Source organism: Chromobacterium subtsugae (assembly GCF_035919665.1).
Lineage (GTDB): Bacteria > Pseudomonadota > Gammaproteobacteria > Burkholderiales > Chromobacteriaceae > Chromobacterium > Chromobacterium subtsugae.
Genome location: NZ_CP142381.1, coordinates 2,754,310 through 2,779,455, shown reverse-complemented (window position 1 = coordinate 2,779,455; position 25,146 = coordinate 2,754,310). Strand labels below are relative to the sequence as shown.

General features: G+C 65.8%; 24 protein-coding genes. 7 read left to right on the top strand and 17 right to left on the bottom strand.

Translation table 11 applies throughout. From position 1 onward, the window contains the following. Window positions 1-721: 721 nt before the first annotated feature. Together U6115_RS13315 and U6115_RS13310 are read right to left on the bottom strand one after the other, a co-directional pair. Window positions 722-1,825: an anhydro-N-acetylmuramic acid kinase gene (locus U6115_RS13315; RefSeq protein WP_043572022.1), complete on the bottom strand. Its 1,104-nt coding sequence runs from the start codon at window positions 1,823-1,825 to the stop codon at window positions 722-724. After that, entirely contained in the window at window positions 1,825-3,159 is a 1,335-nt protein-coding gene (locus U6115_RS13310; protein ID WP_043572024.1) for a M23 family metallopeptidase, read from the bottom strand. The genes U6115_RS13315 and U6115_RS13310 overlap by 1 nt, the downstream gene beginning before the upstream one ends. Before the next feature lie 208 nt (window positions 3,160-3,367). Here U6115_RS13310 and U6115_RS13305 point away from each other — a divergent pair, with 208 nt between their 5' ends. The 7 genes from U6115_RS13305 (at window position 3,368) to U6115_RS13275 (ending at window position 12,411) form a co-directional block, all read left to right on the top strand. Further along, on the top strand, window positions 3,368-4,363 hold the full coding sequence (locus U6115_RS13305) for a hypothetical protein (RefSeq protein ID WP_043572518.1): 996 nt from the start codon (window positions 3,368-3,370) through the stop codon (window positions 4,361-4,363). Between the two features lie 6 nt (window positions 4,364-4,369). Then, window positions 4,370-6,058 (top strand): single-stranded-DNA-specific exonuclease RecJ, encoded by a 1,689-nt coding sequence (gene recJ / locus U6115_RS13300; protein WP_043572026.1) that lies wholly within the window; start codon window positions 4,370-4,372, stop codon window positions 6,056-6,058. Between the two features lie 112 nt (window positions 6,059-6,170). Further along, window positions 6,171-7,739: a DNA recombination protein RmuC gene (locus U6115_RS13295; RefSeq protein ID WP_043572520.1), complete on the top strand. Its 1,569-nt coding sequence runs from the start codon at window positions 6,171-6,173 to the stop codon at window positions 7,737-7,739. A gap of 113 nt (window positions 7,740-7,852) precedes the next feature. Next, window positions 7,853-8,965, top strand: coding sequence for a D-alanine--D-alanine ligase (gene ddlA, locus U6115_RS13290; RefSeq protein WP_043572028.1), 1,113 nt, complete (start codon window positions 7,853-7,855; stop codon window positions 8,963-8,965). A gap of 236 nt (window positions 8,966-9,201) precedes the next feature. Next, on the top strand, window positions 9,202-10,212 hold the full coding sequence (locus U6115_RS13285) for a BMP family lipoprotein (RefSeq protein ID WP_080509398.1): 1,011 nt from the start codon (window positions 9,202-9,204) through the stop codon (window positions 10,210-10,212). A gap of 366 nt (window positions 10,213-10,578) precedes the next feature. After that, a complete protein-coding gene (locus U6115_RS13280) occupies window positions 10,579-11,934 on the top strand; it encodes an MATE family efflux transporter (protein WP_043572030.1) in 1,356 nt (451 codons plus the stop codon). Between the two features lie 126 nt (window positions 11,935-12,060). After that, entirely contained in the window at window positions 12,061-12,411 is a 351-nt protein-coding gene (locus U6115_RS13275; protein WP_043572032.1) for a hypothetical protein, read from the top strand. A gap of 56 nt (window positions 12,412-12,467) precedes the next feature. Here the strand turns inward: U6115_RS13275 and U6115_RS13270 are convergent, their stop codons facing one another. The 15 genes from U6115_RS13270 to U6115_RS13200 all read right to left on the bottom strand — a co-directional run bounded on the left by U6115_RS13270 (window position 12,468) and on the right by U6115_RS13200 (window position 24,806). Then, on the bottom strand, window positions 12,468-13,736 hold the full coding sequence (locus U6115_RS13270) for an Hsp70 family protein (RefSeq protein ID WP_043572035.1): 1,269 nt from the start codon (window positions 13,734-13,736) through the stop codon (window positions 12,468-12,470). A 73-nt stretch (window positions 13,737-13,809) separates the two neighbouring features. Next, entirely contained in the window at window positions 13,810-14,901 is a 1,092-nt protein-coding gene (locus U6115_RS13265) for a tyrosine-type recombinase/integrase (RefSeq protein ID WP_043572037.1), read from the bottom strand. 128 nt (window positions 14,902-15,029) lie between these two features. Next, the gene (locus U6115_RS13260) at window positions 15,030-16,490 is read right to left on the bottom strand and encodes a GDL motif peptide-associated radical SAM/SPASM maturase (RefSeq protein ID WP_043572039.1); all 1,461 of its coding nucleotides are present in this window, start codon (window positions 16,488-16,490) and stop codon (window positions 15,030-15,032) included. Window positions 16,491-16,545: 55 nt separating this feature from the next. After that, complete coding sequence (locus U6115_RS13255) at window positions 16,546-17,154, bottom strand: DUF1842 domain-containing protein (protein WP_043572526.1); 609 nt, start codon at window positions 17,152-17,154, stop codon at window positions 16,546-16,548. Between the two features lie 52 nt (window positions 17,155-17,206). Next, window positions 17,207-17,842, bottom strand: coding sequence for a DUF1842 domain-containing protein (locus tag U6115_RS13250; RefSeq protein WP_043572041.1), 636 nt, complete (start codon window positions 17,840-17,842; stop codon window positions 17,207-17,209). 37 nt (window positions 17,843-17,879) lie between these two features. Next, window positions 17,880-18,059: a DUF1843 domain-containing protein gene (locus tag U6115_RS13245; protein WP_043572043.1), complete on the bottom strand. Its 180-nt coding sequence runs from the start codon at window positions 18,057-18,059 to the stop codon at window positions 17,880-17,882. A 206-nt stretch (window positions 18,060-18,265) separates the two neighbouring features. After that, on the bottom strand, window positions 18,266-18,742 hold the full coding sequence (locus U6115_RS13240) for a hypothetical protein (protein WP_052257896.1): 477 nt from the start codon (window positions 18,740-18,742) through the stop codon (window positions 18,266-18,268). After that, complete coding sequence (locus tag U6115_RS13235; RefSeq protein ID WP_047243327.1) at window positions 18,739-19,449, bottom strand: hypothetical protein; 711 nt, start codon at window positions 19,447-19,449, stop codon at window positions 18,739-18,741. The genes U6115_RS13240 and U6115_RS13235 overlap by 4 nt, the downstream gene beginning before the upstream one ends. Further along, window positions 19,409-19,987, bottom strand: coding sequence for a type III secretion apparatus protein OrgA/MxiK (locus U6115_RS13230; RefSeq protein WP_047243326.1), 579 nt, complete (start codon window positions 19,985-19,987; stop codon window positions 19,409-19,411). The genes U6115_RS13235 and U6115_RS13230 overlap by 41 nt, the downstream gene beginning before the upstream one ends. Further along, window positions 19,980-20,735, bottom strand: coding sequence for an EscJ/YscJ/HrcJ family type III secretion inner membrane ring protein (locus U6115_RS13225; RefSeq protein WP_047243325.1), 756 nt, complete (start codon window positions 20,733-20,735; stop codon window positions 19,980-19,982). Before U6115_RS13225 ends, U6115_RS13230 begins: the two co-directional genes overlap by 8 nt. Further along, the gene (gene sctI / locus U6115_RS13220) at window positions 20,732-21,034 is read right to left on the bottom strand and encodes a type III secretion system inner rod subunit SctI (RefSeq protein WP_043572045.1); all 303 of its coding nucleotides are present in this window, start codon (window positions 21,032-21,034) and stop codon (window positions 20,732-20,734) included. Before sctI ends, U6115_RS13225 begins: the two co-directional genes overlap by 4 nt. A 44-nt stretch (window positions 21,035-21,078) precedes the next feature. Then, window positions 21,079-21,330, bottom strand: coding sequence for a type III secretion system needle complex protein (locus U6115_RS13215; protein ID WP_043572047.1), 252 nt, complete (start codon window positions 21,328-21,330; stop codon window positions 21,079-21,081). 19 nt (window positions 21,331-21,349) lie between these two features. Then, window positions 21,350-22,519 carry a PrgH/EprH family type III secretion apparatus protein gene (locus U6115_RS13210; RefSeq protein ID WP_043572049.1) on the bottom strand — a complete coding sequence of 390 codons (1,170 nt, stop codon included), beginning with the start codon at window positions 22,517-22,519 and terminating at the stop codon, window positions 21,350-21,352. A 164-nt stretch (window positions 22,520-22,683) separates the two neighbouring features. After that, window positions 22,684-23,124, bottom strand: a complete 441-nt coding sequence (gene iagB, locus U6115_RS13205; protein WP_047236234.1) for a type III secretion system invasion protein IagB — start codon at window positions 23,122-23,124, stop codon at window positions 22,684-22,686. After that, complete coding sequence (locus U6115_RS13200) at window positions 23,121-24,806, bottom strand: HilA/EilA family virulence transcriptional regulator (RefSeq protein ID WP_043572051.1); 1,686 nt, start codon at window positions 24,804-24,806, stop codon at window positions 23,121-23,123. Before U6115_RS13200 ends, iagB begins: the two co-directional genes overlap by 4 nt. Between the last annotated feature and the right edge of the window lie 340 nt (window positions 24,807-25,146).

The following is a 25,146-nucleotide window of genomic DNA, read 5'->3' as shown; positions in this document are numbered from 1 at the left end:
TGATTTAATATCGGTGGAATTCAATGGCTATTGCCAAAATAAATATAGGAGAAGGCGTGTGCGGCAGACCTGTCCTTTGGGTTGGTATTTGGCCATCAGTCCTTGGTTGGTGATGCCGGCGTCGAGCCAATGAGCAAGGAGTTTGTCTAGGCGCTGAAGGGGGATGTTTCTGTCGGGCGCCGATGTCGATCGCTCTTTTGTATTGGAGAGTCTGCTGGATGGAATGAATTAACCCTATTGGGTTTAGTGGTATGGGTTCATTGTCTGATTGAACTCGGAGGGGCGCCTGTTGCCAAGCATTGGGTGTGGATGGCTACAAAGAGAGGCGGCTGGAGGCGAGTTTTCCCATGGTGTGTGATGCGATGAGCCTGGTTGAAGCCTTGGCGCAACTCGATACGTTCTTGTATGAATGGAAAAGGGAGAGGCTTGTTCGTCAACTTTGGTTTGAATAATCGCTGTTTCTTGTTCGGTGTATTGTTTGGCGGGCTTGTTTAAGACGACCCTGCCGGTCATTGAAAAACAGCGTCAACGTGAGAGTGCGCTACCTATCTGGTGATAGGTTTGTGCGCGCGCTGACCGCAGGAATGCCGGCCGGGCAATCTCTGGCCATGGTTTGGCGATGGCGTCCGCGGATTTTGGCCGGCTTGCGTGGGGAAAATCCTGCTTGGGAATCGTTATGGTGCGATCATGTGCCATGATCCTGGTGGATCATGGCCTGATCTTATCGGGGATACAGCGCGCCCAGCACGCGAGGCCCCTGCGCGCCGGTGACGGCAGGCAGGTTTCCGGCTTGGCGCTGGTTGAAGCGCCAGCCCAGCCAGGCGAAGGCGATGGCTTCTATCAGCTGGGCCGGCAGCCCGAGCGCCTCCACCGGCTCGATGTTCTGGCTGGCTAGCAGGCGCGCCAGCTCGGCTAGCAGCGCGCCGTTGCGCGCGCCGCCGCCGCAGACGTAGACCGCTTGGTTGTCCGGGCAATGCCGCAGGATGGCGTCGGCGATGCAGCTGGCGCTGAAGGCCAGCAGGGTGGCCTGCACGTCGGCCGGAGCCAGCGTTTGCGGCTGACGCGCCAGTTGCCGGGCCAGCCAGTCGTCGTCGAACAGGTCGCGGCCGGTGCTCTTGGGCGGAGCCTCGCGCAGATAAGGTTCGGCCAGCATGCTTTGCAGCAGCGGCGGATCTACCCGGCCGCTGGCCGCCCAGCGGCCGTCGTCGTCGTAGGGCTGGCCGGTGTGGCGCAGGCACCAGGCGTCCATCAGCATATTGCCGGGGCCGCAGTCGAAGCCTATGGCTTCCCGGCCCGGATGCAGGCGCGCCAGATTGCTGATGCCGCCGATGTTGAGGATCACCCGGCGTTCGCGCTCGCTGGAGAACACGCATTGCTGGAAGGCGGGCACCAGCGGCGCGCCATGGCCGCCGGCGGCCACGTCGCGGCTGCGGAAGTCGGCGATCACGTCGATGCCGGAGAGCTCCGCCAGCCGCGACATATTGCCCAGCTGTATGGTGTAGCCAGCGTGCGGGGCGTGGCGTATGGTCTGGCCGTGGCAGGCTATCGCGCGGATGTCGGCGGGCGCGTGGCCGCTGCGGGATAGCAGCTCGGCGGCGGCGCGGGCGTAGATTTCCGCCAGCCGGTTGGCCAGCCGCGCGCTGCGGTGCAGTTCGTCGTCGCCGCGCGGCTGCAGCGCCAGCACTTCTGCCTTCACTTCGTCCGGATAGGGCAGCGCGTGCTCCGCCAGCAACTCCGGGCGGCCTTCGGCGTCGAAACGCGCCAGCACGGCGTCTACGCCGTCCAGGCTGGTGCCGGACATCATACCAATATATAGCTCGCTCATCAGTCGACCTGCGCTACGTTGACCGGGATATTCTGCAGCAACTGCAGCCTGGCGCTCAACTGCGCGCGCTTGGCGCCGAACTGGGCCAGCTGGGTCTTGCCCAGGTCCGGCGCTTGCAGCGCGTTGGTGGCCGGGTCTACCGGCTGGTCGTTGATCCTCACTTCGAAGTGCAGATGCGGGCCGGTGGCTCGGCCGGTGCTGCCTACGTAGCCGAGAATGTCGCCAGCCTTGACTTTGCCGCCCGCGCGCACGCCCTTGCCGAAGGCGCTCATGTGCGCGTATAGCGTGGACAGCTTGCCGTTGTGGCGGATCATCACCATGTTGCCGTAGCCGTTCTCGCGCTGGACTTTCACCAGCTCGCCGTCGGCCGGCGCCACGATGGGCGTGCCGGCGCTGGCGGCGTAATCTATGCCGGAGTGCATGCGCAGCGCGTGCAGCACCGGGTGCATGCGCAGGCCGAAGCCCGAGCTGATGCGCGCGCCGGCCACCGGCTGGCGGCTGAAGCCTTTCTTCACCGGGCGGCCGGCGGCGTCGTAGTAGGCGCCGCTTTCGCTGTCATGGGCGAAGTAAAACGCCTGATGCAGTTTGCCCTGGCGTTCGATCGACACCGCCAGCAGATTGCCGCTGGCGATGGAAGCGCCGGCGTACACCATGGTTTCGTACACCAGATTGATGCGGTCGCCGCGTTTCAGGCTGGAGAGTTCGAACTGATCGGCGAAAACTTCGGACAGCTGGTTGCGGATGTCCGCCGGCACGCGAGCGGCGGTCAATTCGGCGGCGGCGCTTCTCTTCAGTGTGATCGAGCGCACGGTTTCCACGCTTTCGGCCGCCACCGGGTCGGCGCTGGCCTGCCATTTGCCGTCGCGCTTCTCCAGCGCCACCAGCACCTGTTCGCCGTTGTCGTCATCCTGCAGGAAGCGCAAGCCGAACAGCTCGCCGGCGTCGTTGGTTTGCACCGTCAGCGTGGCGCCCACCTTGAGCTTGAGCAGGTCCTTTGCCAGCGGACTGGTGTACAGGAAGGCGTTGGCCTCCTTATCGCGCACGCCGACGCGGTTGAGCACGCGCGCCACGGTGTCGCCGCGCTTGATGCTTTCATCGCGCCAGTAGCGGGTCTGGCTGTCGGCGAATTGGAATTTCGGCAGCGCCAGGCGTTCCACCACCTGTTGCTGCACCACCTCCGGGCCGCGGGTTTCCTTGGCGCCCACCGCCACGGCGAAGGCGGTGGCGGTGCCCAGCATGGGCAGGCAGGCGGCCACGCCGAGCCAGCTGAGGTGGTGGTTGATCAGCTTGGACGCGCATTTTTGCGGGATGTGTAGCAGTTTGCGATAATCCATCAATTTTCCGGGCGGGCCGCGGCTCGCCATGCATAAACATTGATCAGGGTCCGGTCCCGCGCATGTCGGGGAGGCCGGCGCCAAACAGGGTTGGTTCGGCGAGTCGCGCGATAGTTCCGGCAAAGCGGCCAGTTTGCCGCAGAATCGCTCTCCGGCCAAATGCCCCATGGTCAAAATGGCGCGGATCCGCAATCCATCTGGCAAGAATATGAAATTAATCCTGTTGTTACCGGGCCTGGCCTGGCTGGACGCCCATGACGGCGGCGAAGTGAGCAAGGCGCTGCCGCTGCCCGCGCTGCAGCAAATGCTGGGCAAGGGGCGGCTTGAGCGCAAGGAACGCGGCCTGTCGGCGTGCGTCGAACAGCTGTGGGGCGCGCCGCCCGCCGGCCTGGCCGCGCTGGCGGCCGAGCAAGCCGGCCTCGCCGGGGACGGCGAATGGCTGTTCGCCGACCCGGTTCACCTGCGGGTGGACCGCGACCGGGCATTGCTGGCCGATGTCGGCGTGATGCAGATCAGCCTGGACGAAGCGCGCGGCCTGACCGACGCGCTCAACCGCCACTTCGGCGAAGACGGCTTGGCCTTCCACCCGCAGCAAGCGGGGCGCTGGCTGCTGAATGCGCCCAAGCCGCTGACGGCGCGCTTCGATCCGTTGTGGGATGTGGTGGGAGAGGACATCAATCGCCACCTGCCGCAAGGCGAGGGCGGCCTGGCCTGGAGCCGCATGCTCAACGAATTGCAGATGCTGCTATACACGCAGCCGCTCAACGACGCGCGCGAAATGCGCGGCGATTTGCCGGTCAACAGCGTATGGCTGTGGGGCGAGGGCGCGCCCGCGCCCTGGAAGGCGCCGGCGCCGGCGCTGCTTGCCGACGACGAATCGCTGCAGCTCTTGGCTGCGCGCAGCGGCATGGCGGTGGACGCCGCGCCGTTCGCTTTCGACGGCTTGCCGCTGGACGGCGACTGCCTGCTGATGCTGGACGCGCTGCAGGCGGCGGCGCAATATCGCGACGCCTGGGGCTGGCGCGAGGCGCTGCAACGGTTGGAGCAGGACTGGTTCGCGCCGCTGCAGGGCGCCGTTCGCCAAGGCAAGATCAGCGAATTGACGCTGATCGCCACCGGCCCCGCCGGCTTCGAGCTGACGCTGAAGCCCGCCGATTTGTGGAAATTCTGGAAACGCGCGCTGCCATTGGCGGCGCTTTACTGAGAGCCTATGTCGCAGATCGTCACCCGGGAAGTTCCCGTTCCGTTGCAGCAAACCCTGCTGCAGCAAGGCCTCACGCCGCTGCAGGCGCGGCTGTACGCCGCGCGCGGCATCGCCGACAGCGCGGAGCTGGATTACGGCCTCAAGGGCCTGCTGCCGTTCCAGAACCTGAAAAACGCCGAAGCGATGGCCATGCGCCTGGCCGACGCCATCGCCGCCCGCCAGCGCCTGCTGGTGGTGGCCGACTACGACGCCGACGGCGCCACCGCCTGCGCGGTGGCGGTGAAGGGGCTGTCCGCGCTGGGCGCGACGATAGACTTCATCGTGCCCAACCGCTTTGAGTACGGTTACGGCCTGACGCCGGAAATCGTCGAACTGGCGGCGCGGCAGCGTCCTGACATCATCATCACAGTCGACAACGGCATCGCCAGCGTGGCCGGGGTGGATGCGGCGCGCGCGCGCGGCATCGAGGTGCTGGTGACCGATCACCACCTGCCGGGCGACACGCTGCCGGACGCGCTGATCGTCAACCCCAATCAGCCGGGCTGCGAATTCCCGTCCAAGAACCTGGCCGGCGTCGGCGTGATGTTCTACGTGCTGATGGCGCTGCGGGTGGAAATGCGCCGGCGCGGCGTATTCGACGAGCGCAGCCAGCCCAATCTGGGCGAGTTGCTGGACCTGGTGGCGCTGGGCACGGTGGCCGACGTGGTGCGGCTGGACCGCAATAACCGCACGCTGGTGGAGAACGGCCTCAAGCGCATGCGCGCCGGGCGGATGGCGCCGGGCATCGCCGCGCTGTTCAAGGTGGCCGGCCGAGCCAGCTACAAGGCCAATACTTTCGACCTGGGCTTCACCCTGGGACCGCGGCTGAACGCCGCCGGCCGCCTGGACGACATGAGCTTGGGCATCGCCTGCCTGTTGTCCGGCAACGAGCAGCAGGCGACGGCGCTGGCGCAGGAGCTGGACAAGCTCAACCGCGAACGGCGCAGCATCGAGCACGGCATGCAGGACGAGGCGCTGGCGGCGCTGTCCGGCATCGACGCCGGCAACCGCTACACGCTCACGCTGTACCGCGACGATTGGCACCAGGGCGTGGTCGGCATCGTCGCCTCGCGGCTGAAGGAACGCTTCCATCGCCCGACCATCGTGTTCGCGCCCGGCGACGAAGGCGAAATCAAGGGCTCCGGCCGCTCCATTCCGGGCTTCCACCTGCGCGACGCGCTGGATCTGGTGTACAAGCGCCACCCGGGGCTGATCCTGAAGTTCGGCGGCCACGCGATGGCGGCGGGGCTGACGCTGGACGAGGGGCGCTTCGGCGAGTTCCAGCAGGCTTTCGAAGCGGCGGCGCAGCAACTGCTGGATGAAAAGCAGCTGACGCGCACCATAGAAACCGACGGCAGCCTGCCAGCGCGCGAATTGAGCCTGCAACTGGCCGAGCAGCTGGCGGCGGAGGTCTGGGGCCAGGGCTTCCCGGTGCCGTACTTCCACGATCAATTCCTGGTGGTGAACCAGAAGCTGGTGGGCGACAAGCACTTGAAGCTGCGGCTGGCGCGCGAGGGGCAGGAATTCGACGCCATGCTGTTCAACCATGCCGACTGGCTGCCGGACCGCATCCAGGCGGTGTACCAGCTGATCGCCAACGAGTGGCAGGGCCGCAAGGAATTGCAGGTCTACCTGCAACACTGGGCAGAGGCGTGAAGTAGGGTGGATGTCTTGAGGGCGATCCGCCATTTCTCCACCATGCGGGGCGGAGCGGCCGGTTAGCCGGGAACCCCGCCCTGCGCGGGCATCAAGCGGGATGGAAAGCGAAATGGAAATGTTGATCATCGGCCTGCTGGTCGGTTTGATGGGCGGCGGCGCGGCCTGGTTCGCCGCTCGGGCGCGCGCCGCGCGCGAGCTGGCAGAACTCAAGCAGCAAGCCGCGCAGCTGGATGCGCAGTGCGCCGGCTTGCGGGAACAGCTGGACGAGGCGCGCCGCCGCGAGAGCGCCGCGGCGCAAACAGCGCAGGAACAGAGCCGGCAACTGGCCGACGGCCAGACCCAGCTAGGCGCGTATGTGGCCCGAGCCCAGCGGGTGCCGGAGCTGGAACGCCAGCTGGACGAGCGCGAAAAGCAGCTGGAGGCGCTGCGCGGCGAATTGCGCGCGGCGTCGTCGCAACTGGCGGCGCGCGAGGAGCAGGGGCGGGTGCTGGAGGCGCTGGAAGCGCGTAGCCTGCAGCAGGGCCAGGACATCACCCGCTTGACCGCCCGCGAGCAGGAATTGGCCACCTTGCTGGAAAGCGAGCGGCGGCAAAACCAGGAGAAGCTGGCATTGCTGATGGATGCCCGCCAAGCGCTGTCCGACCAATTCAAGGCGCTGGCCGGCGACATTCTGGAAGAAAAATCCAAACGCTTCACCGAACAGAATCAGCAAAACCTGGGCGCCTTGCTCAATCCGCTGAACGAGCGCATCCAGAATTTCGGCAAGCTGGTGCAGGACACTTACGACAAGGACAGCAAGGAGCGCCTGTCGCTGGAGGTCGAACTCAAGCGGCTGCAGGAGCTGAACACCCGGCTGGGCGACGATGCGACGGCGCTGACCAATGCGCTGACCGGCGCCAGCAGCAAGGCGCAGGGCACCTGGGGCGAGATGGTGCTGGAAAAGGTGCTGGAAACCTCGGGCTTGCATAAGGGCCGCGAATACCGGGTGCAGGTGTCCGACGTGGTGCAAACCGAAGACGGCGCCAAGCGCTACCAGCCGGACGTGGTGATAGACCTGCCGGAAGGCAAGCAACTGGTGGTGGACTCCAAGGTGTCGCTGAACGCCTATGTCCGTTACACCGCGGCGGAGGACGACGCGGCGCGCGAGGCCGAACTCAAGGCCCACATCGCCGCCATCCGCGCCCATATCCGCACGCTGTCGGAAAAGCGCTATCAGGATCTATACCAGCTCAACACGCTGGACTTCGTGTTCATGTTCATTCCGGTGGAGCCAGCCTATTTGCTGGCGGTGCAGCACGACATGAGCCTGTTCAACGAGGCCTTCGAGCGCCGCATCATGATCGTCGGCCCCAGCACGCTGCTGGCGACGCTGCGCACCGTCGCCAGCATCTGGCGCTATGAATACCAGAACCAGAACGCGCAGGAGATCGCGCGCCAGGGCGGGGCGATGTATGACAAGTTCGCCGGTTTCGTCGCCAATATGGAAAAGTTGGGCAAACAGCTGGACAGCAGCCGCGACACCTTCGGCGACGCGATGCGCCAGCTTTCCAGCGGGCGCGGCAACCTGATGAGCAGCGCCGAGCGGCTGCGCAAGCTGGGCATCCGCAACAACAAGCAGTTGGCGGCGCAGTTGCGGCTGGACGACGCCGGCGACGGCGAAGAGGACGGCGAGGCCTAGTCGGAAGCTTGGCCAATGGCATGCGACCCCGCGTGGCAGCGCGCGAGCGGCGGGCGGCGGGCGGCGAAAATACATTACCATGACGCCTCTTTCATTTCGTATCGAATATCGCGATGAGCAAGATCAGGGTAGGTTTGATTTTCGGCGGCCAGTCGTCCGAGCATGAGGTTTCCCTGCAGTCGGCCAGGAATATCCTGGAGGCGCTGGATCAGGACAGATTCGAGGCTTTGCTGATCGGCATAGACAAGCAGGGCCAATGGCATGTCAGCCAGCCCGCCGACTTTCTGCTGAATGCCGATGATCCGGCCCGCATCGCGCTGCGCCAGTCGGGCGAAGGCCTGGCGCTGGTGCCCGGCCAGAGCGAACGCCAGCTGGTGGCCGCCGCCGACGCCCATCCGCTGGCGCAGATCGACGTGGCTTTTCCCATCGTCCACGGCTCTCTGGGCGAAGATGGCTCGCTGCAGGGTTTGCTGAAAATGGCCAACATCCCCTTCGTCGGCGCGGGCGTGCTGGGCTCGGCCGTGTGCATGGACAAGGACGTGGCCAAGCGCCTGTTGCGCGATGCCGGCCTGAGTGTCGCGCCCTTCGTCACGTTGACGCGGGGCAAGGCCGAGCAGGCCGATTTCGCGGCCATCAGCGCCAAGCTCGGGCTGCCGCTGTTCGTCAAACCGGCCAATCAGGGTTCGTCGGTCGGGGTCGGCAAGGCGCGCAACGAGGCGGAGTTCCGCGCGGCCCTGGCCGAGGCGCTGCGTTACGATCACAAGGCGCTGGTGGAGCGGGCGGTGGTTGGCCGCGAGATCGAGTGCGCGGTATTGGGCAATGACCATCCACAGGCCAGCGGCTGCGGCGAGATCGTGCTGAACGACGAGTTTTACGCTTACGACACCAAGTATCTGAACGAGGGCGGCGCGCGGGTGGCAGTGCCGGCCGACATTCCGGATGAAGCCTGCCAGCGCATCCGCCGCATCGCCATTCAGGCTTTCCAGGCGCTGGAGTGCCGCGGCATGGCGCGGGTGGATGTATTCCTGACCCCGGACGGCGAGGTGGTGATCAACGAGTTGAACACCTTGCCCGGCTTCACCAATATCAGCATGTATCCCAAGCTGTGGCAGGCGGCGGGCCTCTCGTACGCCGAACTGATCACGGCCTTGATCGAGCTGGCGTCGGAGCAGGGCGCGATGGACGCGGCGCTGTGCCGCAGCGCCGGCTTGCCTGGCTCTGCTTAAGCTTTTTCGGCGTTTTTATCTATATTTGTTTACACGAGGGGTGGCGCTGGGTAGAATCTCGCCGCTTCAATTGGCGAGTTGTATGCGCGGCCCTCGCGGCTGCCGCTTGCGATTTCGTTTCGTTCCTGTCCGGCGCGGTTCTCTGGGGTGCGCCGGGCACGGTCCGCTTCCTCTGAAGCGCCAGTTCGGCGTGGCCGGCCTGGCAAACCATCTCAAAACTACTACTAGAAAAGCTGATGAAAATGACGTTTGCGATCAAGACCGCAGGCTGCGCCGTAGCCGCCGCCCTGCTTGCCGGCCCGGTGCTGGCCAAGGACTTCAATGTGGCCGTGGTGTACGACCAGGCCGGCAAGTTCGACAAGAGCTTCAACGAAGCGGCCTATACCGGCGCCGAACGCTTCAAGAAAGAGTTCAAGATCAATTACCGCGAAGGTCAGCCCAGCAACGATGCGCAGAAGGAACAAGTGCTGCGCAATATGGCGCGCAAGGGCGCCGATCTGGTAGTGGCGGTAGGTTTCGCCTACTCCCAGGCCATCGAAACCGTGGCCAAGGAGTTCCCCAACACCAAGTTCACGCTGGTGGATTCGGTAGCCAAGGGCGCCAACGTGCAGAGCATCGCCTTCAAGGAGCAGGAAGGCTCCTTCCTGGTGGGCATGGCCGCCGCGCTGAAGTCCAAAACCGGCAAGGTAGGCTACCTGGGCGGCATGGACGTGCCGCTGATCCGCGCCTTTGGCTGCGGTTACGCGCAAGGCGCGCGTTACGTGAACCCGAAGGCTGTGGTGCTGCAGAACATGCTGGGCACCACCCACACCGCCTTCAATGACCCGTCGCGCGGCAACGAGCTGGCCAAGAGCCAGTACGACCGCGGCGCGGACGTGATCTTCGCCGCCGCGGCGCTGTCCAATGTCGGCGTGATCCAGGCGGCCAAGGCCTCCGGCAAGTTCTACATCGGCGTGGACAGCAACCAGAACTACATGCAGCCGGGCACGGTGCTGACCTCGATGGTCAAGCGCGTGGACAACGCCGTGTATGAAACCATGCGCGACGCCAAGGACGGCCAATGGAAGCCCAGCGTCAAGTTGATGGGCCTGAAGGAAAACGGCGTGGATTGGGCGCTGGACAAGTACAACCGCGCGCTGATCACGCCGGAAATGGAGAAGAAGATCGTCGCCGCGCGCAAGGACATCATCGCCGGCAAGATCAAAGTGGTGGACTACCGCGCCGGCAACAGCTGCCCGGTGAACTAAGCGGCCAAGCCGCCGCCGAAGCCGGGCCTGACAGGCCGCGCGGTTCCGGTGTCTCGATCATGACAGCGCCCTTGGGCGCTGTTTTTATTTCCGCGCCGGCCATTCCCGCCTGCCTGCCGGCCATTCTCATGTCCCTTCTTTTACGACGCACCGCTTGCCTTGCGTTTGCCAGAGCTGTCGCCGACTGATTAATATCTGTACGGCATTTTAAAATATTGCGCAATATGAGTCAGGTATGATTTCGCGTTGGGCCGGATAATCCATCCGAGATGCCCGCGCCGCCGTTTCGCCATCAGGCTGAAGCCTTGGCGGGCGGCCGGGCCATTCAATCACTCACGCCGCAGGGCCAGACAGCAAGGGACCAAGATGAAAGACCTTACCGAAGGCGCAATCACCCGCCACATCCTGACGATGGCGGCGCCGATTGCGATCGGCATGATTTTCCAGGCGCTTTATTTTCTGATCGATCTGTATTTCATCGGCGAACTGGGCGCCAATGCGCTTGCCGGCGTCGGCGCCGCCGGCAACGCGGCTTTCCTGGTGCTGGCATTGACGCAGGTGCTGGGCGTGGGCACGGTGGCGCTGATTTCGCAGGCGGTGGGCCGCAAGGACCGCGCCGAGGCGAACCTGGTTTTCAACCAGTCGCTGATGCTGGCGCTGCTGGTCGGCCTGACGGTGCTGTTGCTTGGTTATGCCGCCGCGCATGCCTATATGGCGTCGGTGTCTTCCGATCCGGCAACCATCGCCGCGGGCCGCACGTACCTGCATTGGTATATGCCGGGACTGGCGCTGCAGTTCGCCCTGGTTTCCATGGGTTCGGCCTTGCGCGGCACCGGCATCGTCCAGCCTACGCTGGTGGTCCAGCTGTTGAGCGTCATCATCAACGCCATCCTGGCGCCGGTGCTGATCGCCGGCTGGCTGACCGGCCATCCGCTGGGCGTGGCCGGCGCCGGCTTGGCCAGCACGCTGTCGCTGGTGGCGGCGGTGGCGGCCTTGTGGTTCTATTTTCATCGGCTTGAGCATTATGTCGGCGTGGATCGGCGCTTGCTGGCGCCGCGCTGGCGCGAATGGGGGCGGATCCTGGCCATAGGCTTGCCGGCTGGCGGCGAGTACGCGTTGATGTTCCTGTTTTCGGTGGTCATCTATTGGGCGATCCGCGATTTCGGCGCGGCGGCGCAGGCGGCTTTCGGCGCCGGCTCGCGTCTGGTGCAGGGGCTGATTCTGCCGGCGATGGCGGTGGCCTTCGCCGCCGGCCCCATCATCGGACAGAATTTCGGCGCCGGCCGCGCCGACCGGGTGCGCAGCTGCTTTGGCTCGGCGCTGTTGCTGATCAGCGCATTGATGGCGGCGCTGGCCGGGTGGGTCTACTGGCAGGCGGAAAGCCTGATCGGCTATTTCGCCAAGGATGGCGAGGTAGTGCGTTACGGCGTGCAGTTCTTGCAACTGATCAGCTGGAACTTCATCGCGCAGGGCGTGATTTTCACTTGCTCCAGCGTGTTTCAGGGGCTGGGCGATACCCGTCCGGCGCTGTTGAGCTCCACCGTGCGCCTGCTTGCCTTCGTCGCGCCGGTGATGTGGCTGACTGCCCAGGGCGGCTTTGCCATCGAGCAGGTATGGTACTTTTCGATTGGCAGCACCTTCATCCAGGCGCTGGTCAGCCTGCTGCTGTTGCGGCAGCAGTTTAGCCAGCGTTTGCGCCCTGCGGCCGTATTCGCGCGCTGAGGCCAAGGCGGCGCGGCGAAATGATCACGGTATATTTCGCCGCGGCGCCGCCGCCCGCCTGCGCAAGCGGCGGCTTTATGGTATTCTTGCGCCCCTCGTCAAAACGCCGTGACCCGTCACCCATCCATGAAAGACCCTTGCGATCATTACACCTTCGATCTGATCGGCGGCGTACAGAAAAAGCCAGGCCGCAAGCCGCTGGGTGAGCGCGCGATGACGGTGGCCGAGCGCAAGCGGCGCAGTCGCGAGATGCGGCGCAACCGGCTGCAGGAGTTGTCGGTGACGGTGGAGTTGAGCCGAGACGCGCAGAAGTCGCTGGACAAGATGATCGAGTGGTGGGGCGTCAGCAAGAAGGAAGCCATCAACCGCGCGCTGTTGATCGCCTGTCAATCCCAGACCGGCCGCACCGGCACCCTGTTCGATTTCGAGCTGCCGCCGCAGGGCAAGAAGCCGTCCCGCCGCAAGCCGCAAGGTTGAGTCTGAGAGAAAGAGCCAATAAAAAACGCCGCGATCCGCGGCGTTTTTTATTGGCTTCAGCAACCGTAGCGCTTCATCGCCTCGATGGCGAGGCCGCTGCCGATGCTGCCGAACAGATTGCCCTCGACATGATGCGCCTTGGGCAGCAGCGCGCGGATGCTGGCGCGCAAGGCCGGCACGCCGCTGGAGCCGCCGGTGAAGAACACGGTGTCGATCGCCTCGGCCGGCAGTTGCGCGTCGGCCAGAAGCTTGCTGACGGTGGTGGCTACCCTGTCCAGCATCTGCGCGATGCCGGCTTCGAAATCCTCGCGGCTGAGCTCGCAGCTCAGGCCCGCCTCGATCGGGTCCAGCGCCATGCGGTGCTGGGCCTGGTCGGACAGCGCGATCTTGGCCGCTTCGACTTCCATCGCCAGCCAATGGCCGGCGCGTTCCTGGATCAGGCGGAACAGGCGGTCCAGCTTGTTCGGCTCGGCCGCGTCGCGGTGCACGTCCTGCAGGTCCATCCAAGCCTTGCGGGTGTAGGCGAAGTTGATGGTGTGCCAGGTGGCCAGATTGAAATACTGGCTGGACGGCATTTCGGCGTTGTTGCGCAACCGGGTCTTGAAGCCGAACAGCGGCATCACGCCATGCAGGCTGAGCTGGCGGTCGAAATCGGTGCCGCCGATGTGCACGCCGCCGGTGGCCAGGATGTCGTCGCGGCGTTCCGCCTGGGCGCGGCGATCCGGCGACAGGCGGATCAGCGTGAAGTCGGAGGTGCCGCCGCCGATGTCGACAATCAGTACCAGCTCTTCCTTTTGCACCGAGGCCTCGTAGTCGAAGGCCGCGGCGATGGGCTCCAGCTGGAAGGAAATTTCCTTGAAGCCCACCTGGCGGGCGATGTCGGCCAGCGTGTCCTCGGCCAGCTTGTCGGCTTGCGGATTGTCGTCGACGAAATAGACCGGGCGGCCCAGCACCACCTCGTCGAAAGCGCGGCCGGCGTTGGCTTCGGCGCGCAGCTTCAGTTCCTTGATGAACAGCGTGAGCAGGTGGCGGAAGGGTAGGGCTTTGCCCTGGACTTCGGTCTGGCTGTCTATCAGGCTGGAGCCCAGCAGGCTTTTCAGCGAGCGCATCAGCCGGCCTTCGTAGCCGTCGATGTATTCGCGCAGCGCTTCGCGGCCAAAGCGGGAGTGGTCTTCCTCGTAATTGAAGAACACCACCGACGGCAAGGTGATCTTGCCGTCTTCCAGTTGCAGCAAGGTGTCCTGGCCCGGGCGCAGCCAGCCTACGGTGGAGTTGGAGGTGCCAAAGTCGATACCGCAGGCGCGGGCAGCGGTTTGGGGCGTCATTCAGGCATCTCCTTGAAATAAAAAAGAGGCGCGATGGTACGCTCAAAGCCGCGGCATGGGAAGGGGGAGGCTTTCAGTCTTCTGGCTTGAGGCGGTGCAGCCGGCTGGCCTGGTGCCGGGCGTCTTCTTCGCTGTGAAGGTAGCGGCGAGTGGTTTGGATGCTGGCATGGCGCAGGTTCTGGCTGACCAGCAGCAAGGGAACGCCGGCTTCCAGCTGGTGGCTGGCGGCGGTGTGCCGCAGCCAGTGGGTGCTGGCGCGCGCCAGTCGGGCGCGGGTTTCGTCGTTCGGCGCGTGTTGCAGGGCGCGGGCGAACACCTCTTTGCAGATCAGGTAAATTGCTTTGTCCGACAACGGCTCCGCGCGGTTCTTCGCGCCGATGCGGCAGACCAGGGGGGTATCGTCGCCAATGCCGATGTCGGCGGGTAGGTCCAGTGTCTGGCGGTAATGGCCATAGGCGGCCATCAACTCATCCGACAGCGGGATGCGGGCGCGCACGCCGCCCTTGCCTACCACGTTCCACCACCAGTTGCCGTGGCGGCGCGCGAGGTCGCCCGCGACGGCGCCGGCCACTTCGCTGCGGCGGGCTCCAGTCAGGTACAGCAGGGTGAACAGCCACTGCGCCCGCTCGGCGTGGCGAACTGCCTTTGCCGTGTCACGCGGCAGCCTATCCAGCGTGGCCTGGATGTGCCGCCAGCATTCGCCATCGAGAAAACGTTCCACTTCCGCGGTCTGGCGCGGCGCGCGGCGGCGCAGCAGCTTGAACGGGTTGCCGTTCAGATAGCCGGCGTCGTTCAGATAGCTGAACATCGCGCCGAGCACAGTCAGGCTATGTGCGGCGCTGTGCGGCGTCAGCCCCTTGCTGAACGGCTTCCAGTGCGGATGGCTGCGCGGGCGGGGCGGGCCTATCCATTGTTCGGCCGGGTGCGGCGCGGCGAGGAAGCGTTGATAGTCCAGCACGTCTTCGCGCCGCACCTGGGCCAGTTTTTGGCCGCGGCTGGCCAGCCACAGCAGCAGGCGTTCCGATTCCTTGCGGTAACTGGCCAGGGTGGCGGCGCTGCCAGTGTGCTCGGCCAACCAAGCCAGCACCGCTTGGGTGTCGGATTGCGCCTGGATCAGCAGCGGCGAGGCGTTGTGGGAGGACTGCGGGGGGATGTCGGGCAGCATGACAGTCTGGCTTGGTGAGTTGGGCCGGATTGTAAGGGATGCCGCCGCTCCGGGGAAACCGTTTCCAATGGCGTGAGGGAGGAGGGCGGCCGTGGGCCGGCTGGCGGGAGCGCGCCGGCCCTCGGCAGTTAGGCGCCGATGCCTAGCAGGCGCTGCAGCCGGTCGACGATTTGCCGCCTGTTCGCTTCTTCCTGTCGATAGGCGCTTTCGGCCGCCGCCAGATCGGCGGCGCAATGCGGACAGGTCTTTTCTTCCGGGTGGATGTATTGCTTGCAACTGCGGCAGATGGACAGCGTAGCCGGCGGCTGGCCGATTTCGGGCGCGCGCTTGCCCTGATTTTTCCATGTCAGCTCTATCACCTGTCCGTTGCGGCTGATCTGGCTGACCACTTTCCCGGTGGCGATCTCCTCGGTGATCAGGTCGAAGCGACCGACCGCGAACGAGGCCTGGGCGGCGTCCTGCAACTTGACGATGCGCTCCCGCAGGCCTTTCTTCTGCAGGTCCAGCACGCGATAGTGGCAGTAAGGGTTATTGCCCGGCTTGCCCAGCAGCGAGTGGGAAGTCCAAGTACAGCCGCCGCGGCAGACGTCGTTGTAGTAGCAGCCGCGGCAGTAGCCCCACAGGTCGTCGACCGAGCGCAGCCGGCCAAAGTGCATGCCCTCGCTATGCTGCCAGATGTCAGCCAGCGTCATGTCGCGGACATTGCCGCCGGAGAAGCCTACCGTGGCCAGCGACGGGCAGCCTTTGACGGTGCCGTCGGCCTCCAGCGCCATCACGGTCTGGCCGGCGGCGCAGCCGGTCCAGTGCACGCGCTCGTCGCCGAAGCCGCGCCACAGGTGCTCGTAAGGGCCGTAATAGCCGATATTGTTGCCTACGTTCATCAGGAGGCCGCGTTCCAGCCCAGACTTGTACAGGCGGGCGAGCAGCGGCATCAGCTCCTGCAATTGATAGGGCTGCAGCAGCAGCTGGTCGTTGTCCACCGCATTGCCCATCGCCACGGTCAGCTGGATCTGCCAGTGGGTGGCGCCGATGTCGATGATCGTTTCCATCAGCTCGGGCAGGTCCGGCATGGTGGCTGCGCCGATCTGAGTGTTGACGCTGACGGCGAGGCCGGCAGCCTTGGCGCGGCGCAGCGCGTCCACGGCCTTGTCGAACGAGCCCGGCACATTGCGCACCTTGTCATGCAGCGGCGCCAGCCCGTCCAGCGAAACGCCGATTCCGTTCAGCCCCGCGTCCAGCGCCTGCTGCAACCGGGCCGGATTGAGGTTGCGCCCGCCAGTCTGGACCGCGCAGTACATGCCGTGGCTGCGGATGGCGCGTATCAGCTGCGCCCAGTCCTTGCGCAGATAGGCTTCGCCGCCGATCAGCGTGATTTCGCGGGTGCCCAGCGCGGCCAGCGAGTCTATGACCTGCAGGCATTCTTCGGTGTTCAGCTCATCAGGGCGGCGGTGGCCTGCGCGCGAGCCGCAGTGTAGGCATTTCAGGTCGCAGGCCAGCGTGATTTCCCACACCACGTGCACCGGCGTGTAGCGCTTGAAATCGTCGTCGCTGAGATAGCGGGCAGGGCGGATGGCGGCGCTCTCTTGCATCAGTGTGTCCTTGGCAGGGCGCCGGCCCGATGGCCTGGGCCGGCGCGAGGGAGGCTTACTGCTGTTTTTCCAGACGGATGATTTCGCCTTTGAGCTGGGTCAGCGCGTTTTGAATATTGTCGTGCTGTTTCAGCTGTTCCTCAGCCTGGCTGGCCAAGGCCTTGAGCTGGGCGACATCGGTGCTGCCGCGGGACTGCTGCAGCGCGGCGGCGTACAGCGGCATCACCGGATGGTGGCGGGCATGGTTGCCGGCGTGCGGCTGCTTGCCCGGAGCCAGCTTGTCTTCGGTCACCACGGCATGGACAACGCTGTGCCATGCGCTCTGATAGAAGAAACGGTAGCTGGCGTAGCCTTTTGTCCAGTCTTGCTCCAGGATGCCTTGCAGATTGAAGGTCTCGGCGATCATGCTGTTGGGCGAGCTGGGACTGCCTTCCAGCGACAGCACGATGTGGTGCTCGGTGGCCTTGTCGAGCTTGGCCTGGGTGTAGTGGCCCCAGACATTGGCGTGGAATTGCACCGGCGGATTGGTGCTCTGGAAGATCTGGGCGGCGCCGGCAACCTTTTTGCTGACGGTGTCCACCACCAGGTCGAGGGTCAGAACGGGGGCGCCGAGGTTGGGCGAGGCGACGGTGAGGCGGGTATGAAACAGCCCTGCTGCTGACATGGAGTGCTCCTTGGTCATTGGAGGAATCGTGTAGGGACGAGGCCGCGCCTCTTTAGCCGCCCAGCTTGGAGATTTCCGCCTTCAGTTCGGCCAGCGCCGCTTCCAGCTGCGGCCTGCTGTCCAGCTGCTGCTGGGCCAGGTTGGCCAGGGTTTTCATATGGGTCAGGTCGCCGCTGGCGATGGCGCTTTGGATAGGGACGCCGTAAAGCGGGATGACGCGGCCGCCGGACGGAATGACCGGGCCGGGTTCCAGCGGAATTTCAGGGTGGCGGCGCGATTGCAGCTTGTCGTTCAGCTTGGCCGGCGCGTTTTCGACTTCCACCCACTGCTGGCCGTTGAAATAGCTGTAGTTGGCCACGCCTTTTTTCCAGTCGTGCTCCAGCACCAGGTGGATCTTGAAGTTGACGGCGGCGTTGGAGTGGGGGCCGCCGGGGTTGCCTTGCGCGGTGATCAGAATCCGGCCTTCGCTCGGCGGCATGATGGTCAGATAGGTGAATTGCCCCCGCACGTCCGAGTGCAGATCCAGCGGCGGGTTGGTGGCCTGGGTGATGTGCGCGGTGCCGGTCACCGTTTCGCCGGCGCTGTTCACCAGCAGATTCAGTTGCAGGTTCTGGGCGCCGGGCGCGCCGGTGGTGATGATGTAGCTGACCGGAAACAGTCCTTCAAGAGCCTGAGTGTTGCCTGACATAGAGCCTCCGCAAGTGGACGATGATGCCGGAATCGGCTTAGCGCCTTTCCAGGCGGGAAATTTCGTTTTCCAGTTCCTTGAGCTGAGCGCGCAGATCGTTCAGATACTGCTCGCTTTGCTGGTGGAGTTGCTTCATCTGGGACAGGCTGCCTTCGCTGATGGCTTGCTGAATGGCGGCGCCGTAAGGCATGACGGTGTGGACGGGTTGTGCGCTCATGTTCGCTTTCTCTCGGAAATTGAAAAAGGCAGGGGACGTGCGCGGCAACCCGCGGTGAAGTGACGGGCGGGCGCCGGGCAGTGCTTTCTGATTAGCAGCTTGCCCGGTTCCTGCTCTGCCCTTAAGTACAGGTAGATGGCTGGCGAGGCTTGGGAAAAGGCGGGGCGCGAGGCGGGGTCAGCTTGGGCTGGGGACGCGGCGCGGCATCACCATTCGTCGAATTCCGGCGGCGTGCCGTCCGACAACACCACGTCCTGCATCCACTTTTTCATCTGGAACTGCAGGTTGCTGGTGCCCAGCATCACCGCCATCAGCGGGGCGTGCAGCGGCGAGGTTTCTCCCAGCCGGGCCAGCGTGCGTTGCAGGATGGCGCTTTGCTCTTCCAGCGTGACGAAGGCCGCGCTGTCCGCGGGGTATTGGAAGTCGCGCAGCAGTTTGGCGATGGCGTCGATCTGCGCCTGCTTGTCGGCTTGCGCGTCCGAAAGCGCGGGCGGAAGTTGCTGCAACGCCGCGAGAAAGGCCATGGCCTTGGGGTCGGTGTCGTAATCGGGCCACTTGCCGGTCGGGCGGGTCTGCGGCGTTTCGGATGCGGCGGCGGCCAGCCTTTGCTGCAGAGAGACCGGGGCGTCCGGCTCGGGTGTCGCGGCCGAATAGGGCGATGGGGCGGACAGCGGCGATATCATTCAGCGTCTCCTTGCCGGGCGGCGGCGGGAGCGGATTCCGATTCTGGGTTGCGTTCCCGCTCCCGCAGCAGATGCGCCAGCGAATCGGCCGCGATCCGGCGGCAGTCCTCCTGCAAGCCGTCCAGGGCCTGCAATAATTGCCGCGATGCCGATTCCACGTATTGCTCCGGCTCGAATTCGGCGGCTTGGTCGGCGCAGCGCATGACGAAGCGCGGCTCGGAGTGATAGTCGATGCGTATCGCGCCTGGCCAGTGCTCCGCCAACAGCGCCATCAGCCGCGGCTGCAGCGCCTTGGCGCGCGACGGCAACTGCAGCGTCAGCACGTCGCTGCGCGCGCCGTCCTGCGCGCGCAGCCATTCGTCCAGCAGCAGCAGCAGCGTGTCGGGGTGGTCCACCGCGGCGGACAGCATGGCGCGGGCCTCGGCGCCCAATCGCAGCCGCCACTGTTCGGCCAGCGCGCGGCTGTCGGCGAGATGCGCCGCCACTTGGCCCAGCGCCTCCCGCATGCCCTGCCGGTAGCCTTCCTGGCATGCCTGCTGCCGAATGGCGTCGGCTTCGCGCCGGGCTTCGCGCAGCAAAACTTGCGCGCGCTGGCGCGCCTGGCCGTCCAGCCGGCCGAGCCGGGCGGCCTGGCCAAGCCGCTGGCTGCGGATCAACACGCCTTCTTCAATGCAGGAACGATGGGGAATGGGGATGTCTCTGGGCATGTTGCAAGGCCAAGGTCAGTAGCAAGGGATCGGGCAGCGCGGCGGGCCTGGCGGCCAGCACGGCTGCGGGCGGAAACAGCAGCGGCAGTCTTTGTACCAGCGCGCGCGGCAACTGGCCGCTCCAGGCCAGCAGCTGGCCGTAGCCCGCGGCCAGCAGATCGGCATGATCCGGCGCGCGGGGCAGCGCCGGCGCGGCGGGTGCGGCCAGCGGCATGGCGGCAAAATCCCGCGCCCACGGCGGCAGGCGCAGCAGCGCGCCCTGCCTGGCCAGCGAGGGCCGCAGCAGCTGGCAGCCCATCAGGTAGGCCGCTTGCGGCAGCCGCGCCCAGTGGCGCAGCCATTGCCGGGTGGCGTGGCTGTGCGGCCCCGCCGGCCAGGCGGTGTCCAGCCGGTAGGCGGCGATCAGCATGTCGTTGACGGCGGCGCGCTGGCCGCCGCCGCGCATCTCGTCCGGCAGGCTCAGGCGTTCGCGGTGCAGATAGCCGAGCGGGTCGAACAGGATGGCGCAGGCCTGGCTCCCCAGGCCGGTGTCAGCCATGCGACTCTCCCGCGGCAGGGGCGGGCGCCGTCGCCGGCGCGGGGGGGCGGCGGCGATGCCAGAACCAGCCGGCAGCGCCCGCCAGCGCCAGCAGGGCGGCCAAGCCCGCCAGCCACCAGGCGGCGCCGCTCTGGCCTTCATCGCGCCGCGGGCCGGGCGGCTGTTGCTGCGCTTCGCCGCGGCGCGACAGCACCACGGAGATGTTGTCGTACTCCACTTCGGCGAAGCTGTTTTTCAGGAAACGCTTGATGTTGTTGATCATGGCGGCGGGATCGGCCTCGCTGTCGTACACCGCCAGCGCGGAGATGTGCATGGGCTGGGCTGTCCGGCCGGCTTCGCCGCCGTCCAGGTCGTAGCTGACATGCACCCGGGCAGACAGTATGCCGTCCATGGTCTGCAGCGACTGCTCCAACCGCTGTTCCAGCGCGGAGTACAGCCGCGCCTTTTCCGCGCGCGGCGACGACACCAGCGAGTCGGCGGGGAACATCTGCGCCACCTCCACCCTCGGGCGCGACGGCAGGTTGTAGATGCGCAGCCAGTCCACCGCGGCGGCGAAATCGGGCTGGGCCACGGCGATGCTGAATCCGGTCTTGCCGCGGTCGGTCTTGTCGGCTTCTATGTTGTGGCGCTGCAGCACCGCCACCACTTCGTTGGCTTGCTGCTGATCCAGGCCCTTGAGCAGGTCTTTTTGCTGGCAGCCGGCCAACAGCAGCGCCAGCAGCGCGGCTTTCAGGCTGGCGCGCATCATGAGCGCAGCAGGCTTTCCACCGCGCCCACGGTCTTGCGGGACAGGGTGCTGATCATCGACACCTCCAGGTTGTAATTGGAGGTGCGTTGCTGCAGCTCGAACAGCTCGGCCGGGTTGGTGATGATTTCCGGCTGCTCCAGCTTTTGCAGGATGGCGTCTTTTTCCATGCCGGCGCTGACGGCCGAGCGGGAAAACGCCTGAATCAGCCGCTCTTCCAGCGAAACCAGCCGGTCTTCGCCGCGGGTGAGGTCGCCGGATTGCGCCAGCGCGTGCAGTTGAGAGGCGCCGATGGGATTCATGGGTGGCTCCTGGGGAGGCCGCCGGCGCGGGCCGGCGGCGCGGGTTAACGGAAGTTCTGGATGATGGCGGCGTCGATGTCCTTGAACGCCTTCACCGCGTTGGATTGCGCGTTGCGGTACAGGTTGTACTCGGACAGCTTGCTCTGGTATTGCGCCAGCAGTTCGGGATCGGACGGCTTGTCCTTCAGCGCCGCCAGCGCATCCTCCACCTGTTTGTGCATGTTCTTCACGCCTTCGTCGAACTTGGCGGAGGTTTCGTCCAGATAACCGCTCCAGGGAAAATCGATTTTTGCCATAGCTAGTGGGTCCTTGTGGTCAAAGTGGCTTGGGAAAATACCAGTGGCCGGTTTCCATCTTCACGTAGCCCTGGTCGCCGTACTTGAAGGACTTGCCCTTGAGCCAGTCGTCCTTCAATTCTGTGGCGAACTGCACGTAGCGGCTGCCCCATTGCCGGTAGTAGCCGTCCACGAATTGGCGCGCGCGCTGCAGTTCGCCGTCGTCCAGCGCGCCCTCTATCACGAAGGTGACGCTGTCGGGGTGCTTGTTGCGGCTGAAGGGCAGCGCCTGCCGCGTCAGCCCCGCCTCCGCCTCGCGCGCGGCGGCGGCGTCGTCCATCGGGACGATGTCCACCCGCTCGGCGTAAGGCAGCTGGCCCGCCAATTGCCGGCTGAGCGCCGCCGTGTCCGCCGCGCTCAGCGCGCTGCGCTGCAGGCTGGTCCAGAGCTGGGGGCGGCGCGGGTCGTCCAGCTGCAGCCGGTAATAGGCCAGGCCGGGCCGGGAGTCGGCCAGCCAGCGGTCGATGCGTTCGTTTTCCCGCCGCGGATTGATGACCCGGGCCAGGCCGCCGCCGCGCAGCAGCGCCTGCCGCGCCCAGGCGGCGTCGCGGTCGTCGGCGGCGGCGACGTAGAACGCGCCGTCGCGACCCGGCAGCACCTGGAAGCGTTGCGCGTCGCGTCCCAGCAGCGCGGACAGCTGCGCCGCCTGTCTTTGCGGCGTGTCCCACAGCCAGTAGGCGCCGCCGGCCAGCGCCGCCAGCAGAACGATGGCCAGCGCGGCAGGCCAGGCTGGACGGCGGGCGCGGTCCGGGCGCTCGGCCGCCGGCGCGGCGGCTTGCGGATGCAGCAGAATGTCCTCAGCCCAGGCTTGCCCCGGATGCCGCAGCGCCAGCTCCAGCTCGCCGATTTTCAGCGCCCGGTTGAGTTCGGCCGGATAGGCGTCCGCCGCATGCTCGCCCAGCTGGCGAATGGAAACCCGGCCGTCTGCCGCCTGCAGTTCGAAATTGACGCCGCCTTGCGCCAGCGGCACGTACAGGGTGTCGGCGGGCAGCTCGGGCAGCGTCGCGGCGCTGTCCGGCATCGGCTCGGGGCCGACCACGAACAGGGTCCGGCCTGCCGGCAACGGGAATTCGCAGCCGCGCAGGGGGCTGTTGAGCAGGCGCGCCACGATGGCGGCGCTTGCGCTGGTGTGGGTGTCTTCTACGGCCATGGGCTCTTTGCTGATCTGCGTTGTTGCCGCCACTGTAGCGCTGGCCCGTCCGCGCTTCCTGATGGAAAGCCGATCAAATTCCGATGGCGCGATCAGATTCGGCAAAAAAAGATGGCGGCCCGCCCACGCAGGGCTGCGGCCGCCATTCAAGGGGTGAATCGTTGTCAGCGGCTGGCGCGCAGCCGCTGGTAGCGCTGCCACACCTGATGGGCGTAGCGCATGCGCAAGGTTCGGCGTTCGGGGCCGACGCCGGCGTTGTAGGCGCCCACCGCCTCCCAGGAGTAGCCGTAGCGTTTCATCATGTCCGACAGGATGGAGGCGCCGACGATCACAGACAGACAGGCGTCGCCCAGCAGCCGCTTCTCGTCCACGCCCAGCTGGCGCAGCCGCGGCAGGTGCAGGCTGTTGATTTGCATCAGGCCCAGGTCGCGGCTGCCGTCGCGGTTGCGGCCGGCGGCGTCGGGCCGTAGGCCGGATTCCTGCTCGGCGATGGCGTACAGCAGGTCGGGCTCGATATTGAACATCCGGCCGGCCTGCTCCCAGCAGTCGGCATGGGCGGGCAGCGCGCACAGCAGCGCGGCGCCGGCCAGCCAGGCGCGGCTCACGCGGCCTCCGGCAGCGGCTGCTGAAACAGCGAGGCCAGCCGCGGGTCGTGCCGCCAGGCGCGCAGCCACAGGTAGCGCTCGGCCTGCAATTGACCCAGCAATTGCAGCGCGGCCTCGCGGCCGTGTAGGGCCAGGATCAGCGGCAGCAGGCCGGAGCGGACCTGGCGGCTGTCCACCTTGGCCAGGAAGTCCAGCAGCTGCGGCCGGGCGGCTTCGCCCTGGCTGCAGTGGCGCACGTAGCAACAGTTGGCCGCCAGCAGGCCGCACTCCTCGCCGGAGGCGCGCACCGCTGCCGCCAGCTCTTCTGCCTGGGCGTGCTGGCCTTGCACCGCCAGCATCAGCGCCAGCATGCTCTGCAGCACCGGGTGGTCCTGGCCGTATTGGCAGAGCTGGCTTTTGCCCAGCGCCACCGCGTCGTCGACGCGGTGCTGGCAATAGGTAAGCCACAGTTTGAGGATGCCGGCGGCGATGCGGGAAGGGTCGCGCGCCAGACAGGCGTCCACCGCCTGCTGCGCCTGCTCCAGCCGGTTGGACAGAAACAGGTGCCAGGCGTGGTAGTAGTGGATGTCCAGCGAATCCGGCGCCAGCAGGCGCGCCTGCTCGAACAGAGCGTCGGCCACCGCGATTTGCGCGCGCATGCTGCTGAGCAGGGCCAGCAAGCCCATGGCTTGCGGATGGCCCGCTTCCAGCGCGATCGCCTTGTTGACTGCCTGCTGCGCCTCCTCCAGCGCCAGCGCCTGGTCGAACAAGCCCAGTTGAGCCAGGGTCAGGTAGCACTCGGCCAGGCTGCAGTAAGGCAGCGCGTGGCTGGGGTTGCCGCTGACGCACTGGTGCAGCATGGTCAGCGCCTGGCGCAGGCTGGAGGGGGTGTGGCGCTGCAGTTGGTGGCGGCTGTTGAGGTAGGCCACGGCGAGGTCCAGCGAATCCAGCTCGCTGGCGTTGCCCTGTTTCCAGCGCAGGCCGGGAATGCGTTGCGGCAGCAGGCTGGCCAGCCGGCTGTGGAGCGCGGCGATGGGCTGGCCCGGACCCAGCTCCATGCTTTCGTGATGCACCAGCTGGTGGCCGTCGGCGCGCACCAGCTCGATCTGCAGTTGCGACGCGCCGCCATGGCGGCGCACTTGTCCGGCCAGGTAGTAGTCGGGGCGCAGTTGGTCGATCAGCGACATGATGTCGGCGACGTCGCTGCAATTGCGGGTGATGGTGGCCGGCAGCACGATCAGGCCGAACGGCGAATAGCGCGACAGGCATTGCACCAGCGCCGCGTGCAGCTCCAGCGCGTCCAGTTGGCCGTCGGTGCGAAAGGGCAGCACCGCCATCGTGCACTTTTCCGCGTTGGGCGTCGGGCGCGACACCACCGCCACCGGACGGCAGAAACGGTAGCCCTTGCCGTAGACGGTGTCTATGTAGCGGTTGTCCTTGCCTTCCAGCAGGATGCGGCGCAACGCGTAGATGCAGCGGGTGAGCGACTCCTCGTTGACGTCGCCGTCCGGCCAGACCCGGTCCAGCAGCGAGTCCTTGCTCACCAGCTCGCCAGCGGCTTCCAGCAGGGCGGTCAGCACCGCCAGCTCCTTGGGCGGAATGCTGAGCTGCTGTTCGCGGTGAACCAGCGCGCCGTCGAAGCGCAGGACAAAATCGCCAAAGACGAATTGCCGATTGATGAAGCCATCGTTGTGTAACGCCATCTTCAGTTCCTCTTGCGCGCGGGGCGCGACAACCGTGCGGGCGGGCCGCAGGAATCGAGTCGACCGCCGCCGCGCCTGCTGTTTCCCCGCAGCGTCGCGGCATGTCGCGTGTTGTTATCTGGATGTGTTCGAGTGATCTGTGCCGGTTCTTGTATTTATCTTCGCATCATAAAAACGGATAGTGCATGGTACTTATGCATGCGCGGATGCGGCTTGCAAAAAACGTCCAGAGCGATGGCGTGGCGAGGAAGAGTGGCGGTCATCTCTATTGAATTGAATGACTTGCCGCCGGTTGGATCACGGAATTCAACATTTAGAGTAGGAATACTACGCGAGGGTC

What these genes read in the sequence shown, in the direction of transcription:
- U6115_RS13315 (WP_043572022.1), bottom strand. Translation starts at nt 1,825, where the DNA reads ATGAGCGAGCTATATATTGGTATGATGTCCGGCACCAGCCTGGACGGC.
- U6115_RS13310 (WP_043572024.1), bottom strand. Translation starts at nt 3,159, where the DNA reads ATGGATTATCGCAAACTGCTACACATCCCGCAAAAATGCGCGTCCAAG.
- U6115_RS13305 (WP_043572518.1), top strand. Translation starts at nt 3,368, where the DNA reads ATGAAATTAATCCTGTTGTTACCGGGCCTGGCCTGGCTGGACGCCCAT.
- recJ (WP_043572026.1), top strand. Translation starts at nt 4,370, where the DNA reads ATGTCGCAGATCGTCACCCGGGAAGTTCCCGTTCCGTTGCAGCAAACC.
- U6115_RS13295 (WP_043572520.1), top strand. Translation starts at nt 6,171, where the DNA reads ATGGAAATGTTGATCATCGGCCTGCTGGTCGGTTTGATGGGCGGCGGC.
- ddlA (WP_043572028.1), top strand. Translation starts at nt 7,853, where the DNA reads ATGAGCAAGATCAGGGTAGGTTTGATTTTCGGCGGCCAGTCGTCCGAG.
- U6115_RS13285 (WP_080509398.1), top strand. Translation starts at nt 9,202, where the DNA reads ATGAAAATGACGTTTGCGATCAAGACCGCAGGCTGCGCCGTAGCCGCC.
- U6115_RS13280 (WP_043572030.1), top strand. Translation starts at nt 10,579, where the DNA reads ATGAAAGACCTTACCGAAGGCGCAATCACCCGCCACATCCTGACGATG.
- U6115_RS13275 (WP_043572032.1), top strand. Translation starts at nt 12,061, where the DNA reads ATGAAAGACCCTTGCGATCATTACACCTTCGATCTGATCGGCGGCGTA.
- U6115_RS13270 (WP_043572035.1), bottom strand. Translation starts at nt 13,736, where the DNA reads ATGACGCCCCAAACCGCTGCCCGCGCCTGCGGTATCGACTTTGGCACC.
- U6115_RS13265 (WP_043572037.1), bottom strand. Translation starts at nt 14,901, where the DNA reads ATGCTGCCCGACATCCCCCCGCAGTCCTCCCACAACGCCTCGCCGCTG.
- U6115_RS13260 (WP_043572039.1), bottom strand. Translation starts at nt 16,490, where the DNA reads ATGCAAGAGAGCGCCGCCATCCGCCCTGCCCGCTATCTCAGCGACGAC.
- U6115_RS13255 (WP_043572526.1), bottom strand. Translation starts at nt 17,154, where the DNA reads ATGTCAGCAGCAGGGCTGTTTCATACCCGCCTCACCGTCGCCTCGCCC.
- U6115_RS13250 (WP_043572041.1), bottom strand. Translation starts at nt 17,842, where the DNA reads ATGTCAGGCAACACTCAGGCTCTTGAAGGACTGTTTCCGGTCAGCTAC.
- U6115_RS13245 (WP_043572043.1), bottom strand. Translation starts at nt 18,059, where the DNA reads ATGAGCGCACAACCCGTCCACACCGTCATGCCTTACGGCGCCGCCATT.
- U6115_RS13240 (WP_052257896.1), bottom strand. Translation starts at nt 18,742, where the DNA reads ATGATATCGCCGCTGTCCGCCCCATCGCCCTATTCGGCCGCGACACCC.
- U6115_RS13235 (WP_047243327.1), bottom strand. Translation starts at nt 19,449, where the DNA reads ATGCCCAGAGACATCCCCATTCCCCATCGTTCCTGCATTGAAGAAGGC.
- U6115_RS13230 (WP_047243326.1), bottom strand. Translation starts at nt 19,987, where the DNA reads ATGGCTGACACCGGCCTGGGGAGCCAGGCCTGCGCCATCCTGTTCGAC.
- U6115_RS13225 (WP_047243325.1), bottom strand. Translation starts at nt 20,735, where the DNA reads ATGATGCGCGCCAGCCTGAAAGCCGCGCTGCTGGCGCTGCTGTTGGCC.
- sctI (WP_043572045.1), bottom strand. Translation starts at nt 21,034, where the DNA reads ATGAATCCCATCGGCGCCTCTCAACTGCACGCGCTGGCGCAATCCGGC.
- U6115_RS13215 (WP_043572047.1), bottom strand. Translation starts at nt 21,330, where the DNA reads ATGGCAAAAATCGATTTTCCCTGGAGCGGTTATCTGGACGAAACCTCC.
- U6115_RS13210 (WP_043572049.1), bottom strand. Translation starts at nt 22,519, where the DNA reads ATGGCCGTAGAAGACACCCACACCAGCGCAAGCGCCGCCATCGTGGCG.
- U6115_RS13200 (WP_043572051.1), bottom strand. Translation starts at nt 24,806, where the DNA reads ATGGCGTTACACAACGATGGCTTCATCAATCGGCAATTCGTCTTTGGC.